Consider the following 15,453-nt stretch of genomic DNA (forward strand, 5'->3'; position numbering starts at 1 on the left):
GATGGACGTGACGCTCCGAGCTGGGCAGATTGGAGCCCGTCCACTGACCGGGGCCGTATTTTCGATATCCGGTGACCGTGACCGTCCGTCCCCCCATGCCTGGAGCCGCATCGATGAAGGCACTTGTCAAGCAGCATGCCGAGCCCGGCCTGTGGCTCATGGACGTCCCAGAGCCGGAGACCGGCTCCGGTGACGTGCTCATCAGGGTGCTGCGCACCGGCATCTGCGGCACCGATCTGCACATCAGGTCGTGGGACGGCTGGGCCCAGCAGGCCGTCTCCACGCCGAGGGTGCTCGGTCACGAGTTCGTGGGCGAGGTCGCCGCGGTCGGCGCGGACGTGAACGACATCGCGGTCGGCGACATCGTCAGCGGCGAGGGCCATCTGGTCTGCGGCAAGTGCCGCAACTGCCTGGCGGGCCGCCGCCACCTGTGCCGGAGCACCATCGGCCTCGGCGTCGGCCGTGACGGCGCGTTCGCCGAGTACGTGGCACTGCCCGCGTCCAACGTGTGGGTGCACCGCACCCAGGTGGACCTCGACGTCGCCGCCATCTTCGACCCGTTCGGCAACGCGGTGCACACCGCGCTGTCCTTCCCCCTCGTCGGCGAGGACGTCCTCATCACCGGCGCCGGCCCCATCGGGATAATGGCCGCGGCCGTCGCCCGGCACGCCGGCGCGCGCAACGTCGTCATCACCGACGTCAGCGAGTCCCGGCTCGAGCTCGCCCGCAAGGTCGGAGCGACCCTCGCGGTCAACGTCTCGGAGACCGATATCGCGGCGGCACAGCGGCAGCTCGGTCTCAAGGAGGGCTTCGACATCGGTCTGGAGATGTCCGGCCGCCCGGAGGCCGTGCGCGACATGGTCGACAACATGACGCACGGCGGCCGCATCGCGATGCTCGGGCTGCCCGCGCAGGAGTTCGCCGTCGACTGGTCGAAGATCGTCACCTCGATGATCACCATCAAGGGCATCTACGGCCGCGAGATGTTCGAGACCTGGTACGCGATGACGGTCCTGCTCGAAGGCGGCCTCGACCTCAGCCCCGTGATCACCGGGAGCTACGGCTTCCAGGACTTCGACGCGGCCTTCGACGAGGCCGCCACCGCCCGCAGCGGCAAGATCATCCTCGACTGGACCGTCTGACCGTCCCGCGCCCCCCCGCGCTCACGCACCCAGGAGAAGCCTCATGTACGCGTCCGTCCGCGACGACCTGCGCGCCACGATCGACGAGATCCGCGACGCCGGTCTCTACAAGCCCGAGCGGGTCATCGGCACCCCGCAGAGCGCCTCCGTCGCCGTCACCGCCGGCGGCGCCCCCGGCGACGTCCTGAACTTCTGCGCCAACAACTACCTCGGTCTCGCCGACCACCCGGAGGTCGTGGCCGCCGCCAAGGACGCGCTCGACCGCTGGGGCTACGGCATGGCGTCCGTGCGCTTCATCTGCGGCACCCAGGAGATCCACAAGGAGCTCGAGCAGCGGCTGGCCGCCTTCCTCGGCCAGGAGGACACGATCCTCTACTCCTCCTGCTTCGACGCCAACGGCGGCGTGTTCGAGACCCTTCTCGGCCCCGAGGACGCGGTCATCTCCGACGCCCTCAACCACGCCTCCATCATCGACGGCATCCGCCTTTCCAAGGCCCGCCGCCACCGTTACGCCAACCGCGACCTCGCCGACCTCGAGCAGCAGCTCAAGGACACGCAGGACGCCCGCCGCCGGCTGATCGTCACCGACGGCGTCTTCTCCATGGACGGCTACCTCGCCCCGCTCGCCGAGATCTGCGACCTCGCCGACCGCTACGACGCCATGGTCATGGTCGACGACTCGCACGCCGTCGGCTTCGTCGGCCCCGGCGGCCGCGGCACCCCCGAACTGCACGGTGTGATGGACCGCGTCGACATCATCACCGGCACCCTCGGCAAGGCCCTCGGCGGCGCCTCCGGCGGTTACGTCGCAGCCCGCGCGGAGATCGTCGAGCTGCTGCGCCAGCGCTCCCGGCCGTACCTGTTCTCCAACTCCCTCGCCCCGGTGATCGCCGCCGCCTCGCTCAAGGTCCTCGACCTGCTGGAGTCCGCCGGCGACCTGCGGGAGAAGCTCACCGCCAACACCAAGCTGTTCCGCACCGAGATGGCCGCGGCCGGCTTCGAGATCCTGCCCGGCGACCACGCCATCGCCCCCGTCATGATCGGCGACGCCGCCGAGGCCGGCCGCATGGCCGAACTGCTGCTGGAGCGCGGCGTGTACGTGATCGGCTTCTCGTACCCGGTCGTCCCCATGGGCCAGGCGCGGATCCGGGTCCAGCTCTCCGCCGCGCACTCCACCCAGGACGTGAAGCGGGCGGTGGCGGCCTTCGTCGACGCACGCGCGACAATGGCCGGGTGATCGACCCCCGACGGCTGCGTATTCTGCGGGCCGTGGCGGACCACCGTACGGTGACCGCCGCGGCGTCCGCGCTCTATCTGACCCCCTCGGCCGTCTCCCAGCAGCTCAACGCGCTGGAACAGGAGACGGGCCACGCCCTGCTGATCCGCAGCGGCAAGGGCGTGCGGCTGACGGCGGCCGGCGAGATCCTGCTCACCCACACCCACGCCGTGCTGGCGCAGCTGGAGCGGGCGGAGGCGGAGCTCGCCGCGTACGCGGACGGCGCGGCCGGAGAGGTGAGCGTCGCCGCGTTCGCCACCGGGATCGCCGAGGTCGTCGCCCCGGCCATGATCCGGCTGGCGGTGGCACGCCCCGGCATCCGCGTCCGGGTGCGGGACGCGGAGGGCGACGAGAGCCTGCCGCTGGTGCTCGACGGGGAGGCGGACATCGCGGTCGCGGTGGAGTACCGGGGCGCTCCCGGCGCGGACGACCGGCGACTGGCCCGGGTGCCGCTGTACGCGGAGCCGTTCGACGCGGTCCTGCGCGCCGACCACCCGCTCGCCGGGACGGCACGTGTGGAGCTGGCCGAGTTCCACGACAGCGACTGGATCGGCCCCTACCCGGGCAACCCCTGTCACGACATGGTGCTGCTGGCCTGCGAGCTGGCGGGGTTCCAGCCGCGCCTCGTGCACTCCTCCGACGACTTCCGCGCCGTCGTCGCCCTCGCCGGAGCGGGCGCCGGGGTCGCGCTCGTACCCCGCTCCGCCCTGCGCGGCATGGAGCTGCGCGACACGGTGGTGCGCCCCGTCGCGGGCCCGGCCGCCACGCGCCGCGTCTTCGCCGCGGTCCGCCGCGGCGCGGAGAGCCACCCCCTGATCCGACCGGTCCTCGACACCCTGGCCGCCACGGCCCAGGGCCTCACGACCGACTGACCGGACACGCGGCCCGGCCACCGTCTGCACGCCGGGCCCCCTGCGAGCGCCAGAACGTCAGGCGGAGTCCGACTCGATCGCCTGCTTCAGGTTCTCCAGCGTCCTGCGGATGTTGCGGCGCTGGAACTCGGCGAAGGTGTGGCCCCGGGTCGCCGCCTTGTCGAACACGGCGGCGACGAAGTCGGGCCACGCCCGGCGGTCGTCGATCCAGGTCTCCGTCACCCGTGTCCCGCCGCCCGCGGCCGGCTGGAAGCGGTACTCCCAGGTGGCGATCCGGCCCGGCAGCAGCGGCCGCTTCCTGCCGATGGCCCGCACCCGGAACGCGAACCGCTCGCCCGGATCCGCCGCCGTGACCGTGCAGCGCGTGGTCCAGCTGAACGGCCCGCGGGTGTTGCGGCCGTCGAAGACCATCCCGACGTAGGCCCGTTCACGGCCGTCGTGCACGGTCGCGCCGCGGTTCTCAGGGCTCCAGCGCCCCATCAGCGCGGGGTTGCTGACCTGCGCGTAGATCGTCGAGGGCGCGGCGTCGATCACGACGCTGTGCGAGACGCTGAAAATCCGGGCCATCCGTAGGACTCCGATCACCGGTGTTGCCCGACGCTACCGCGCCCCGCCCGGCGGCCGGACCGAGGGGTACGGGGCGCGGCGTGCGGCCCGCCGGACCAGCCCGGAAGGGAGCCTCTTCGCCCGTCCGTGTCGTGGCGCTTTGCGGACCTGCCGTGCGGGCAGTTTCAATACGGCCAAACCTCTCATAAGGCGCGTGATCGGAGAATCGCGATGCTTGTCCATGCAGTCGACCGGGGGGTCCTGGTCGTCACCGTCGGGGTCGACATCGACATCAGCAGCCGGGCCTACGCGGTGCAGGACATCGCGCGCCTCGTCCGTTCCCATCTGCCGCTGCCGGTGGTGCTCGTACTTGCCGCGCCGGTGGTGAGCGCCGCGACGCTCAGCGCGGTGCTGCGGGTCCACCGCATGTGCAGCGGACTGCAGGTGCCGCTGGCGGTGGTCACCGCCAGTGGCGCGGCACGGCGCGTCCTCCGCGCGAGCGCCGAGACCACCCGCTTTCCGCTGGGCGTCTTCGCCGTCGCGGAGAGCGCCGTCGCGGCTTCCGCGCCGGCACAGGACGCGTCGGCGTGAGGTGACAGCGATGGCCCCGGGTGGCAGCCTGGAAGGCGTGGGGCGGCCGCGCCCGGACGGGCCGCCGGTGCCGGCGGGCCGGTCCGCGTGGGCGTGGTGGTCGCGGCTTCGGACGCCACGGGGGCCTGGAGGTACCTGATATGACGACCAGTGAGAACACGGCCCCGGTCTGCGGGCACCTCGACCGGATCAGGGCCGTCAGCCCCGACAGTCCCGACAGCTGTCCCGAGTGCGTCGCCCTGGGTGACGGCTGGGTCCATCTGCGGGAGTGCCAGACCTGTGGCCATGTCGGCTGCTGCGACTCGTCGGAGCACAGGCACGCCTCCGCCCACCACGCCGCCACCGGTCACCCCGTCATCCGTTCCTACGAGCCGGGCGAGGGCTGGTGGTGGTGCTATGCCGACCAGGTGGCCTTCGACGTCGAAGGAGCCCCGCCGGCCCGCGCCGCCTGACCCCCGCCGTACGGCGAGCGGCCGGGGTCGGACGGCGCGGCGGGGAGCCCCGGGCCGCGCGTGCCCTACGCGGAACTGAGCCGAGAGGGGGCCCGTCCGCTCCCTGCGGTCATCGCGTCACCGTCCACTTCTGGTTGGCCGTGCCGCCGCAGGTCCACAGCTGCAGCCGGGTCCCGTTCGCCGCGCTGTCGCCGGTGGCGTCCAGGCACTTGCTGGCCTGAGGGTTCACGATGTCGCGGGCGGCGTTGGCGTCCCAGCGCTGGGCCGCGGTGCCGTTGCACTCCCAGAGCTGGACCGGGGTGCCGTCGGCCGTACCGCCGGACGCGGCGTCGAGGCACTTGCCGAGCGCCCTGATGGTGCCGTCCCCGCCCACGCTCCAGCGCTGCGCGGCCGTGCCGTTGCAGTCGTAGAGCTGCACGGGCGTGCCGTTGGCGGTGTTCGCGCCCGCCACGTCCACGCACTTGCCGCCGATCCCGGTGATCGGGCCGCCCGTCGCCGGGCTGTCGCCGGTGGTGACGCGGACGTGGTCGACGACGAGCTGCTGCGGGAAGGCCGTGCTGCCGTCGGGGTCGCCGGGCCAGTATCCGCCGACCGCCAGGTTCAGGATGAGGAAGAACGGCTTGTCGAACACCCACTGGCGGCCGCCGAGGTCGGCGGGTGTACGGGTCTGGTAGACCTGGCCGTCCACCGACCAGGTCACCTTGTTCGGCGACCAGTCGACGGCGAAGGTGTGGAACGCGTCGGCGAAGGTTTGACCGCCGGGCAGTGTGTAGCCGGCGCCGATGCCGCCGGAGCCCGAGTAGCCGGGTCCGTGCAGGGTGCCGTGGACGGTGGACGGCTCGAAGCCGACGTTCTCCATGACGTCGATCTCGCCGGAGGCCGGCCAGCCGACCTGTCCGATGTCGTTGCCGAGCATCCAGAACGCGGGCCACATGCCCTGCCCGCGCGGCACCTTCATCCTGGCCTCCACGTGGCCGTAGGTCGTGGTGAACCTGCCCGCGGTGTTCAGCCGCGCCGAGGTGTACTCACAACGCCCGTACCAGCACTGGTAGTCGCCCGGGTTCTCGCGGCGGGCGGTGATGACCAGGTGGCCCTGGCCGTCGAGCGCGGCGTTGCGGTTGCCGGCCGTGTAGTACTGCCGCTCGTGGTTGTTGACGTTGTCCCCGGTCTCGATCTGCCACTTGCCGCTGTCGACGGCGGCGCCGGCCGGTCCGTCGAAGTCGTCGGAGAACGTGACGGCGGCCGCCTCGGCGGCGGGTCGCACGGTGTCGGAAGCGGTCTGCTGTGCGGGGGCGCCGTCGGCGACTCCGGTGCCGAGGACGGTGAGGGCCAGGACGGACATGGCCGCCGCGAGGAGGCGGCGGGGGAAGCGGGGGGAGTCCATGACTCTCCCTTCCGAGGGTGGGGGGAGGAAGGGGCTCTGTCAGGGATATGACAGCTTAGTTCACCACGTGATTTAAGAAGTGAACTAACTTGCTGTCAAGAGGCTGGTACGGACCTGCCGGGCACCCGGCTGGGTCGGCGCCCTCCTCGCGGCGGCCGCCCTGGCGCTCGCCGTGCTGTCCGCCGCCCTCGAACGCCGCGCGACCCGGTCGTCCCGCAGTCGCGTCGTCACCGGTTCCGCGTCCGCCGCGACCACGGCGGGCGGCCCCGCCCCAGCGGCCCACCACTGACCGGCCCGCGGCCGCCCGACCCACCCGCACGGGCCACCGCGGCCACCGCCGTCGCAGCAGCGTTCGCCGCCGCGACGGCGGTGGCTCGGCGGGTTACCGCCGCACCACGCCTCAGACCACGGCGCCCGACCGGTCCCGGTCCCGCGCACGCTCCTTCGCAGGCGTCGCCCGTGCCGACCCCCGCCCCTCCGGATGCCGGGACTGGAGCAGCAGCGCGACGGGCATCGCCGTGAACACCGTGGAGGCCATGCCCACCACCACCCCCGCGATCAGGGCGACGGAGAAGTCGGCCAGCGAGTCACCGCCCAGGACGGCCAGCGCGACCAGCACGAACAGCGCCCCCATACCGGTGTTGACCGTACGGGGCAGGGTCTGCGCGACCGCCCGGTCGGCCAGGTCCGGCAGCGGGATCGAGCCGCCGGCCCGGCGCAGCTCGCGCAGCCGGTCGAGGACCACGACCGTGTCGTTGACCGAGTAGCCGACGACGGTCAGCAGCGCGGCGAGGAAGACGCTGTCCACGGGTTTGCCGAGCCAGGCGAACAGGCCCACCACCAGGATCACGTCCTGCGCCACCGCGACGACGGCGGCCGTGGCGAACGTCCACCGGAACCGCACCGACAGATACAGCAGTTGGGCGGCGACGGCGACGGCGACGCCGAGGGCGATCAGGGCGTACTGGCGCAGCTCACTGCCGAGGCTCGGGCCGATGAGGTCGTCCCGCTCGACGGTGACCTTCCCCGCGACGCCGTCGAGCGCGGCACGGATCCGCTCCTGCTGGTCGTCGCCGCTCTCCTTGGTGCGTACGGAGATCCCGTCGCCGTCGGTGGACTGCACGACGGCGTCGGGGAACCCGGCGGAGACGACGGCCCGACGGGCGGTGTCCGCGTCGACGGACCGCTCCGCCGTGTACTGCACGACCCGTCCGCCGGTGAACTCCACCCCGAACTCCGGCCCGCGCACCCCGATCCCGGCGACCGCGAGCAGCAGCAGCCCCGAGCAGACCCCCAGCCAGCGCCGCCGGTGCCGCATCAGTCGCGGCGTCCGCGCCGCGAGGCGCGCCCGCAGCCGCCCCGTCGTCGCCATGCCGGTCACGGCCGGCCGGCGCCGGACGGACGGCATCCGCACCGCCCACTCGGCGAGCAGGCGGGTGATCACCATGGCCGACAGCATCGACGCCAGCACGCCGATGGCCAGGGTCACGCCGAAGCCCTTCACCGGCCCCGTGGCGAACACGAACAGCAGCCCCGCTGCCAGCAGGGTGGTGATGTTCGAGTCGGCCACCGCGCTCCACGCCTTGGCGAAGCCGGCGCGCAACGGACGCCGCAGATCGCGCGGCCGGGAACCGCCCCGGCCCGTCGGCCGGGTGTACTCCTCTCTCGCCCGTTCGAAGACGAGCACGTTGGCGTCCACGGCGATGCCGATCGCCAGCACGAACCCGGCCAGCCCCGGCAGGGTGAGCGTCGCGCCGAGCGCGACGACGGCGGCGTACGAGATCAGCCCGTACAGCGCGAGCGCCACCGTGGCGAGCAGACCGAGCAGCCGGTAGACGACCATGATGAACACGCCGGTGCAGGCCAGTCCGGTGATCGCGGCCAGCGCGCTCGCCCGGATGGCCTCCGCGCCCAGCGTCGGGCCCACCGTGCTCCGCTCGATGGTGGTCACCGGCACGGGCAGCGCGCCGCCCTTCACCAAAGTGGCCAGCTCGCGGGCCTCCTCGGCCGAGAAGCCGCCGGTGATCTGCGCGGAACCACCCGTGATGCCGGCGCCGCAGGCAACGCTGCTCACCATGCCCGGTGCCGACACCACCTGGTCGTCCAGGACGATCGCGACCCTGCGCGCCGCATCCCCCGGCGCCGCGCAGGCGGCCGCGCCGGTGATCTTCGCCCACTGCTTCGCGGCGTCACTCCGGAAGGAGAGGTCGACGGTCCAGCCGCGTCCGGTCCGGGTGTCGAGCACCGCCTCCGCGTCCTCGACGCCGTCGCCGGTGAGGGCGGGCGGGCCGATCCGCAGGAACTGTCCCGGAGCCTCGGGGTCGGGCAGGACCCGGGCGCCGTCCTTCGCGGGGCCGCTCGCCGGCCCTGCGGAGGCTTCGGAGACCGGGTGGAAGGTCAGTTGCGCGGTCCGGCCGATGGCCTCGGCCGCCTTGCGCGGGTCCTGAAGGCCCGGCAGTTCGACGATGATGCGCCGCTCGCCGGAGCGTGCGAGCGAGGGCTCGGTGACGCCGAGTCCGTCGATGCGCCGGCGCAGCACCTCCATCGCCCGGTCGGTGGCGGCCGAATCGGCCTCCACGGTGGGGGAGTCGCGGGTCTCGAGGACGATCCGGGTCCCGCCCCGCAGGTCGAGGCCGAGCCGGGCAGGGGTGGTCAGGGCTACGTACAGGGACACGGCGACCACGGTGAGCGCGAACAGCGCCCGCCAGAACGTGGCACGAGATGACATGGGGTCTCCACGGGCAGCACGCAGGCGCGCCCGGCGCCTGCGGTCGAGGACGCGAGGGAAGAGGCGTCACGCGGGGGGCCGCGAACATGCCGCGGCACCGGCCGGCGGACGCCGGGAAACGTCAGCTGTGCCGGGTGGAGGGAGGCCCGCGGGTGTGCCGCGGGTCGTACGGGCCGGAGGGCGGCGCCCGCTCCTGGCGGGGACCGGCCGTCTCACCGCCGCGCGGCGGCTCGGCGTACCGGACGGCGTCACCGCCGGGCAGGGCCGGCGGAGCACCGGGCGGCCGCACGCTGTTCTCGACGGCGGCCGGCTGCCGGACGGTCTCCGCGGGCCGTGACTGCGGCCCGCCGTCCGTGAGGCGCTGTGTCGACGCGACGGGGTGCGGGACGGCCGCGGGCGCCACCGCGACCGGCGCGGCGGAGACGTGGGCCGCGGCCGGGCCCGTGCCGGTGAGGACGAGGAACACGGACCAGACACCGAGCAGCGCCGCAGGGAGAGCGGTCGCGAGGAAGGTCGCGAGGGCCGTCGCCAGGGAGGTCGCGAGGGCGAGCCGTAGCCGTCCGCCCATGCCGCCCCTCCCGCACCGATCGCCGGTCACCGGGCCGGGCCCGGACGTGTGCCGCGCCCAGCGTAGGCCAGTTGAACGGGCTTGTGGCCGACGGCCGGTGGTTCGCAGGCACGAACCGGTGCGCAACAGGCGGGGAGGCGCTCGGGCCCGGTGTTCCGCTGGTCCAGGACGTGACATTCCTGGTGGTGAGCTCCGCCGCAGCACGTGCCCCGTGGCTTACGATCGCGGCGGGCGGTCGCGGGCTGCGGCCTCCCGTCTCCCCACCCATGGAGGTCACCGTGTTCGGGACGGCCAGCGGCCACCGCACCCCCCGCAGCAGCTTCCGCGTCCGCGCCACCGCCGGCGCGATGGCTGCCGGGATGTTCCTCGCCGTCGGATGCGGCTCCTCCGACGACGGGCCGGGGACGGCGGCGGGCGGTGTCCCCGTGGTGGAGAAGGGCAAGCTGACCACCTGCACCCACCTCCCCTACCCGCCCTTCCAGTTCGAGCGGGACGGCGAGGTCGTCGGCTTCGACGTCGCGCTGGTCGACCTCGTGGCGAAGAACCTCGAGGTGGAGCAGGAGATCAAAGACACCCCCTTCGAGAACTTCAAGACCGGCGCGTTCCTCAACTCCGGCGAATGCGATCTGGCCGCCGCCGGTATGACCATCACGGACGAGCGCAAGAAGAACGTGGACTTCTCCGTCCCCTACTTCGACGCCACCCAGGCGCTGCTGGCCACCAAGGAGAGCGGCGTGACGTCGCTCGCCGACGTCAAGTCCAAGAACAAGAAGCTGGGAGCGCAGGCCGAGACCACCGGCGAGAGCTACGCCACGGGGCAGGGCTTCGACCCGGTCGCCTTCGAGAGCTCGGACGCCGTGCTGAACGGTCTGCGCACCGGCCAGGTCGACGCGATCGTCATCGACTACCCGGTCGTCCAGGGCTGGCTCAAGGACAAGGCCAACGCCGACCGGTTCGTCCTCGGACAGAACATCGAGACCGGTGAGCAGTACGGCTTCTCCGTGAAGAAGGGCAACGACAAGCTGCGGGCCGCCATCGACAAGGCGATCAAGGACGCCCGCGCCGACGGTACGTACGACAAGCTCTACCAGCAGTGGATCGGTCCGTTGCCCCAGGGCCAGTCGTGACCTCACGCCTCACCCGCCGCCAGCGGCGGCGGGTGTCGCAGGCCGTCCAGTACGCGATCTTCGTCGCGGTCCTGATCACGATCGGCCTGCTGGCCGACTGGGACCGGCTGCAGAACCAGTTCGCGCAGAAGGACCTCGCCTCCGAGCTGTTTCCGCACATCATCACCATCGCGCTGCGCAACACCGTGGTCTACACGGTGTCCGGCTTCGTCTTCGGCCTGGTCCTGGGCCTGGTCATCGCGTTGATGAGGCTGTCGTCGGTCGCCCCCTACCGGTGGGTGGCGAGCGTCTACATCGAGATCTTCCGCGGCCTGCCGGCGCTGTTGATCTTCATCTTCGTCGGGGTGGCCGTGCCGCTGGCCTTCCCCGGCACGGAGATCCCCGGCGGTACCTACGGCAAGGTCGCCCTCGGCCTCGGGCTGGTCGCCGCCGCCTACATGGCGGAGACGATCCGCGCCGGCATCCAGGCGGTGCCCAAGGGGCAGATGGAGGCGGCCCGTTCGCTGGGCTTCTCGCACGCCAGGGCCATGGTGTCCGTCGTCATCCCGCAGGCGTTCCGCATCATCATCCCGCCGCTCACCAACGAACTGGTCCTGCTCTTCAAGGACTCCTCTCTGGTGCTGTTCCTGGGAGTCACCCTCCAGGAGCGGGAGCTGACGAAGTTCGGCAGGGACCTGGCGAGTCAGACGGCCAACTCCACACCGATCCTCGTGGCCGGACTCTGCTACCTCCTGGTGACCGTGCCCCTCAGCTTCGTGGTGCGCCGCCTCGAGGCCCGCGCCGACAAGGCCAGGTGACGGCCGGCATGCGGTTCGGGCCACGGTCGTCGGCGAAGGCGGGCGACGGCGGCAGCGGTGACAGCGGAAACGCCGGTGACAGCGGAAACGGCGGCCGCAGCGCCGCGACGGGCATGAGCGGCACGAGCACGCGCGGCACGAGTGGCAGGAGCAGCGGGAGCATGGACAGCACCGACCGCCCGGAGATCGAGATCCGGGGCCTGCACAAGTCGTTCGGCGACAACCAGGTCCTGCGCGGCATCGACCTCGACATCGGCCGGGGCGAGGTGGTCTGCGTGATCGGCCCCTCCGGCTCGGGCAAGTCGACGCTGCTGCGGTGCGTGAACCTGCTGGAGGAGCCGACGGCGGGTCAGGTGTTCGTCGGCGGCACCGAGGTCACGGACCTCGATGTCGACATCGACGCCGTGCGCCGCCGGATCGGCATGGTCTTCCAGCAGTTCAACCTCTTTCCCCATGTCAGCGTCACCGAGAACCTCACCCTGCCGCAGCGCCGGGTGCTGGGCCGGGGCAAGGAGCAGGCCGCCGAGGTGGCGAGGCGGAACCTGGAGCGCGTCGGTCTGTCCGACAAGGCCGACGCCTATCCGTCGCAGCTCTCCGGCGGCCAGCAGCAGCGGGTGGCGATCGCCCGGGCGCTGAGCATGGGCCCGGAGGTGATGCTCTTCGACGAGCCGACCTCCGCGCTCGACCCGGAGCTGGTGGGCGACGTCCTCGCGGTCATGCGGCAACTGGCGGCCGAGGGCATGACCATGATGGTCGTCACCCACGAGATGAGCTTCGCCAGGGAGGTCGCCGACCGGGTGGTGTTCATGGACGGCGGAGTGATCGTCGAGGAGGGGCCGGCCGCGCGGGTCGTCGGCGACCCGCAGCAGCCGCGCACCCGGGACTTCCTGATGCGCATCCTGGACCCGGCCGCGGCAGAGCCGCCGCACGACACGGAGTCCGAAGGCCCGGCCAAGGAGCTGTGACGGCCGGAAGCCCGCGGGGAGGGGCGCCCCGGCCGGGTGGGGGAGTCCCGGCCGGGGCTGTCCGGATCAGCGGCCCGGGCACTCCTTCCAGGCCATGTGGTAGATCGTGCTGATGTCACCGTCGGTCGAGTCCATGGTCATGAAGCTCGTCTTCGCCGGGTCCGACGTGCCCTTGTCGACCCGCAGTTCGGTGTTGATGTTGAAGTTCCGCTGCACACCGCAGGGCGCCCAGACCAGCTGCGCCCAGTCCGTCTGGTCCGTGGCCTGCCAATTGTCGTCGTACGGGCCCTCGAACCTGTGGGACCGGAACGCGGTGCTCGGCGAGCCCTGGAAGTAGTACGAGGCCTTCTCCGTGCTGCTCGCGCCCGGCTGCAGCGAGGCGAAGCCTCTGTAGTCGGCGCTCGCGATCGCGTAGGTGAAGCCCTGGGGCACATGCACGATCAGATTGAGCTGGCAGTTCTTGCGGAACGCCGTGGCGGGGGAGTCGCCGCCGGCCTGGGCGAGGTAGTCGCTGTAGGTCACGGTGAACGCCGTGTTGTCCTGTGAGACGGCGACCGCGGCCGTCCCCGCGGGACATCCGGAGCCGTTGACCGTCGCGACCTCGATCACGATCTTGTCCGGCGGCGGGTCGGTGATGGCGGCGGGGCTGTGGGTGGGGAGCGCGGAGGCGAACAGCGCGGCGAGCGCGCCGCTCACCAGCATTCCACCGGTCATGGGTACTCCGATCCATTGCTGTAGGTGCCGGGCGGCCGGGGCACCTCTGTGCCTGCCGCCGGTTGGGGGGTGCGGCCGCCCGCCGGGGCGACGCGGCCGTCACGGACCAGTCGCTCTGGAGCGAGCTCGTGTTCCGCGGCGCGTATGCCGGAGTTGTTGAACGGTCATGGGCATGACATAAACGCGCCCGTGCTCGCGGCCTGCGGAGACCGGGAGTTGGTCGAATGGTAGGTACCTGTGAAGGGAGCGGCTAGAGCGATGTCAGGCCATTCGGGGGCCGCCGCCGGGCGGCCCGCGGCCCCCGCGGCTCAGTCCAGCAGCCGCAGCGACGCGTCCGCGATTCCCAGGGTCACCGACTGCCCCCAGGTCAGGTTCAGCGAGTCGCTCTCCATCCCGTCGCCGAAGACCACCAGCCGGTCCGACTCCACCGTGATCCGCAGCCGTTGACCCGGCCCCAGGACGCCCGCCACCCTGGTCGTCCCGGTCGTGGGCGACGGCCAGGCCTCTCTGACGAACCATACGAGCCGCGGATCGGTGGGCCCGGGCAGGGTGAGCCGGCTGCCGCGCTCCTGCCACACCGAGCGCAGCCACCCCGTCGCGCCGGTGCCCGTGCCGACCAGCACCCCGGACGACGCCTGGGCCTCCGCGTCCGGCCCGTCGCTCTCGTGGCCGAGACGGTAGCGGGCGGTCTGATGGCCGGGCGGGCCCAGACAGATCTCGTTGAGCGCCGGCAGCCGCTGGGTGTCGTCGGCGACGGCCTCCACCATGGTCAGCTGGTCGGCCGTGCGGCCGGGCAGGACGGCGGAGCGCAGCAACCGCCGCGCGTCCCGCGGCCGGTGGCGTACGAGGACTCCCGGATTGCGGCCCGGCTCCGCGTCGATGCCCACGACCGGCTGGCCCGTGAGGTACTTGGCGGCGTTGGCGACCAGGCCGTCCTGCCCCACCACGACCACCACGTCCTCGGGGCCGAACAGGAACCGGTCGAGGTCCTGCCGCTCCACCCGGGCCTGCCGCCACTGCAGCGGCACCGCGGCGGCCACGTCCGCCAGCGCCTGCCGCGTACGGTGGTGCCGCTCGGCCACCTCGCGGATGCCGCGGCCGCGCGAGGTCAGGAAGAAGTCCGCCTGGCCGTGGGTCCCGTGCCGGGCCAGCAGCTCCTCGTACTCGGTGCCGCGGTGCACCAGGACGGCGCGCGGGGCCAGACTCACGGCCGGCCGCCGCCCTGTCCGGTGGAGGAGCCGCGTCCGCCCGCGCGGTCCTGCCCGTCCGCCCCGCGGTGTCCGCCGAGCCTGGTCAGCAGGCCGGTCACGATGTCGGGGGAGAGGGTGACGCTGTCGATCCGCGGCAGGTTCTCCGCGAGCCGGGTGGCGGCCAGCGCGTGCAGGGTCGCCGGGTCCACCTCGCCGTGCACCCGCAGCCACGCGGCCTGCGCCCCGGCCCGCGCCTCGCCGACCTCCTTCGCCGCTTCGGCCTCCGCCCGGGCCAGGCGCACCGTGCGCTTCGCCTCCGCGTCCGCGCGTACGGCGTCCGCCGCCGCGCTCTCCTCGGCCTGCCGGCGGGCGTTGGTGCCGTTCTGCTCGACCAACTGCTCCTCGCGGCGGGCCAGCTCGATCTTGCTGTCGAGTTCGTTCTCCGCGATGGCGCGTTCCCGTTCCACGGCGACGGCCCGGCGCTCGTACGTCGCGCGGTCCGCCTCCTGCTGGATCTGCTCGCGCGCCGGGGTGCGCAGGGCGCGTTCCACCTCGGGCTCCGGGCGGATCGCCACGACCCGGACCGCCACCACGTCGATGCCGGTGGCCGGCAGCCGCGGCTCCGCGGCCAGCCCGTCCGTGATCCGGGCGCGGACCGCCGCGACGCCGTCGGCGAGCGCCGCCGCGAGCGGCGTGCGGGCCAGTACGTCGAGGGCGTGCTGCTGGGCGGTCTCGGTGAGCAGCGTGGCGATCTGCTCCAGCGGCGCCGCGCGCCACGCCCCGGTGTCGGGGTCGATGGAGAAGTCCAGCCGTGCCGCGGCCGTCGAGGGGTCGCTGATCCGGTACGTCACGGTGGCCTGCACCGAGACGTCCTGGAAGTCGGCGGTGCGGGCGTGGAACGACACGGCGAGCTCGCGGTCGTCGACCGGGACCTCGGACAGCGCGGCGGTCAGCGCGCGGAACCAGAAGCTGAGGCCCGTCCCGTCGTGGGCGAGACGCCCGCGCCGGTGGTGGCGTACATGGGCGGTGGGCGCGGCGCGCAGATGGCGCCAGCCAAGACGTGCGGTGATGTCGGCCATGACAGGACCCCCTCTTTTCGTC

At 72.7% G+C, this 15,453-nt stretch carries 15 protein-coding genes; 8 read left to right on the forward strand and 7 right to left on the reverse strand.

Translation table 11 applies throughout. The features are described from left to right. Window positions 1-113: 113 nt before the first annotated feature. The 3 genes from tdh to ACFYOP_RS25225 are packed head-to-tail and all read left to right on the forward strand — an operon-like array spanning window position 114 to window position 3,290. Complete coding sequence (gene tdh, locus ACFYOP_RS25215) at window positions 114-1,142, forward strand: L-threonine 3-dehydrogenase (RefSeq protein WP_356893422.1); 1,029 nt, start codon at window positions 114-116, stop codon at window positions 1,140-1,142. Between the two features lie 43 nt (window positions 1,143-1,185). Further along, window positions 1,186-2,379, forward strand: a complete 1,194-nt coding sequence (locus ACFYOP_RS25220) for a glycine C-acetyltransferase (RefSeq protein WP_356893420.1) — start codon at window positions 1,186-1,188, stop codon at window positions 2,377-2,379. Next, window positions 2,376-3,290 carry a LysR substrate-binding domain-containing protein gene (locus ACFYOP_RS25225; RefSeq protein WP_356893418.1) on the forward strand — a complete coding sequence of 305 codons (915 nt, stop codon included), beginning with the start codon at window positions 2,376-2,378 and terminating at the stop codon, window positions 3,288-3,290. Before ACFYOP_RS25220 ends, ACFYOP_RS25225 begins: the two co-directional genes overlap by 4 nt. 57 nt (window positions 3,291-3,347) lie before the next feature. Here the strand turns inward: ACFYOP_RS25225 and ACFYOP_RS25230 are convergent, their stop codons facing one another. Then, complete coding sequence (locus tag ACFYOP_RS25230) at window positions 3,348-3,857, reverse strand: SRPBCC family protein (protein ID WP_356893416.1); 510 nt, start codon at window positions 3,855-3,857, stop codon at window positions 3,348-3,350. A gap of 210 nt (window positions 3,858-4,067) precedes the next feature. Here ACFYOP_RS25230 and ACFYOP_RS25235 point away from each other — a divergent pair, with 210 nt between their 5' ends. Then, window positions 4,068-4,427: a hypothetical protein gene (locus ACFYOP_RS25235; protein ID WP_356893414.1), complete on the forward strand. Its 360-nt coding sequence runs from the start codon at window positions 4,068-4,070 to the stop codon at window positions 4,425-4,427. Window positions 4,428-4,567: 140 nt separating this feature from the next. Continuing rightward, the gene (locus tag ACFYOP_RS25240) at window positions 4,568-4,879 is read left to right on the forward strand and encodes a UBP-type zinc finger domain-containing protein (protein WP_356893412.1); all 312 of its coding nucleotides are present in this window, start codon (window positions 4,568-4,570) and stop codon (window positions 4,877-4,879) included. 109 nt (window positions 4,880-4,988) lie between these two features. Here the strand turns inward: ACFYOP_RS25240 and ACFYOP_RS25245 are convergent, their stop codons facing one another. From ACFYOP_RS25245 to ACFYOP_RS25255, 3 genes are all read right to left on the reverse strand, one after another. Beyond that, entirely contained in the window at window positions 4,989-6,263 is a 1,275-nt protein-coding gene (locus ACFYOP_RS25245; RefSeq protein WP_356893410.1) for a ricin-type beta-trefoil lectin domain protein, read from the reverse strand. Window positions 6,264-6,663: 400 nt separating this feature from the next. Beyond that, window positions 6,664-8,991, reverse strand: a complete 2,328-nt coding sequence (gene secD, locus ACFYOP_RS25250; RefSeq protein WP_356893408.1) for a protein translocase subunit SecD — start codon at window positions 8,989-8,991, stop codon at window positions 6,664-6,666. Between the two features lie 121 nt (window positions 8,992-9,112). Continuing rightward, a complete protein-coding gene (locus ACFYOP_RS25255; RefSeq protein WP_356893406.1) occupies window positions 9,113-9,559 on the reverse strand; it encodes a hypothetical protein in 447 nt (148 codons plus the stop codon). Window positions 9,560-9,825: 266 nt separating this feature from the next. On the opposite strand from ACFYOP_RS25255, the gene ACFYOP_RS25260 reads away from it, so the two are divergent. The 3 genes from ACFYOP_RS25260 (at window position 9,826) to ACFYOP_RS25270 (ending at window position 12,448) form a co-directional block, all read left to right on the forward strand. Continuing rightward, entirely contained in the window at window positions 9,826-10,686 is an 861-nt protein-coding gene (locus tag ACFYOP_RS25260; RefSeq protein ID WP_388452848.1) for an ABC transporter substrate-binding protein, read from the forward strand. Continuing rightward, window positions 10,653-11,483 (forward strand): amino acid ABC transporter permease, encoded by an 831-nt coding sequence (locus ACFYOP_RS25265; RefSeq protein ID WP_388452851.1) that lies wholly within the window; start codon window positions 10,653-10,655, stop codon window positions 11,481-11,483. The genes ACFYOP_RS25260 and ACFYOP_RS25265 overlap by 34 nt, the downstream gene beginning before the upstream one ends. 161 nt (window positions 11,484-11,644) lie before the next feature. Further along, window positions 11,645-12,448 (forward strand): amino acid ABC transporter ATP-binding protein, encoded by an 804-nt coding sequence (locus tag ACFYOP_RS25270; RefSeq protein ID WP_356893402.1) that lies wholly within the window; start codon window positions 11,645-11,647, stop codon window positions 12,446-12,448. Window positions 12,449-12,514: 66 nt separating this feature from the next. Here ACFYOP_RS25270 and ACFYOP_RS25275 read toward each other — a convergent pair whose 3' ends face one another. The 3 genes from ACFYOP_RS25275 to ACFYOP_RS25285 form a co-directional block, all read right to left on the reverse strand. After that, a complete protein-coding gene (locus tag ACFYOP_RS25275; RefSeq protein ID WP_356893401.1) occupies window positions 12,515-13,162 on the reverse strand; it encodes a DUF4360 domain-containing protein in 648 nt (215 codons plus the stop codon). A gap of 308 nt (window positions 13,163-13,470) precedes the next feature. Beyond that, window positions 13,471-14,370 (reverse strand): hypothetical protein, encoded by a 900-nt coding sequence (locus ACFYOP_RS25280; protein ID WP_356893399.1) that lies wholly within the window; start codon window positions 14,368-14,370, stop codon window positions 13,471-13,473. After that, a complete protein-coding gene (locus ACFYOP_RS25285; RefSeq protein ID WP_356893397.1) occupies window positions 14,367-15,431 on the reverse strand; it encodes an SPFH domain-containing protein in 1,065 nt (354 codons plus the stop codon). Before ACFYOP_RS25285 ends, ACFYOP_RS25280 begins: the two co-directional genes overlap by 4 nt. Window positions 15,432-15,453: the final 22 nt, after the last annotated feature.

Source organism: Streptomyces sp. NPDC006294, assembly GCF_042870895.1.
Lineage (GTDB): Bacteria > Actinomycetota > Actinomycetes > Streptomycetales > Streptomycetaceae > Streptomyces.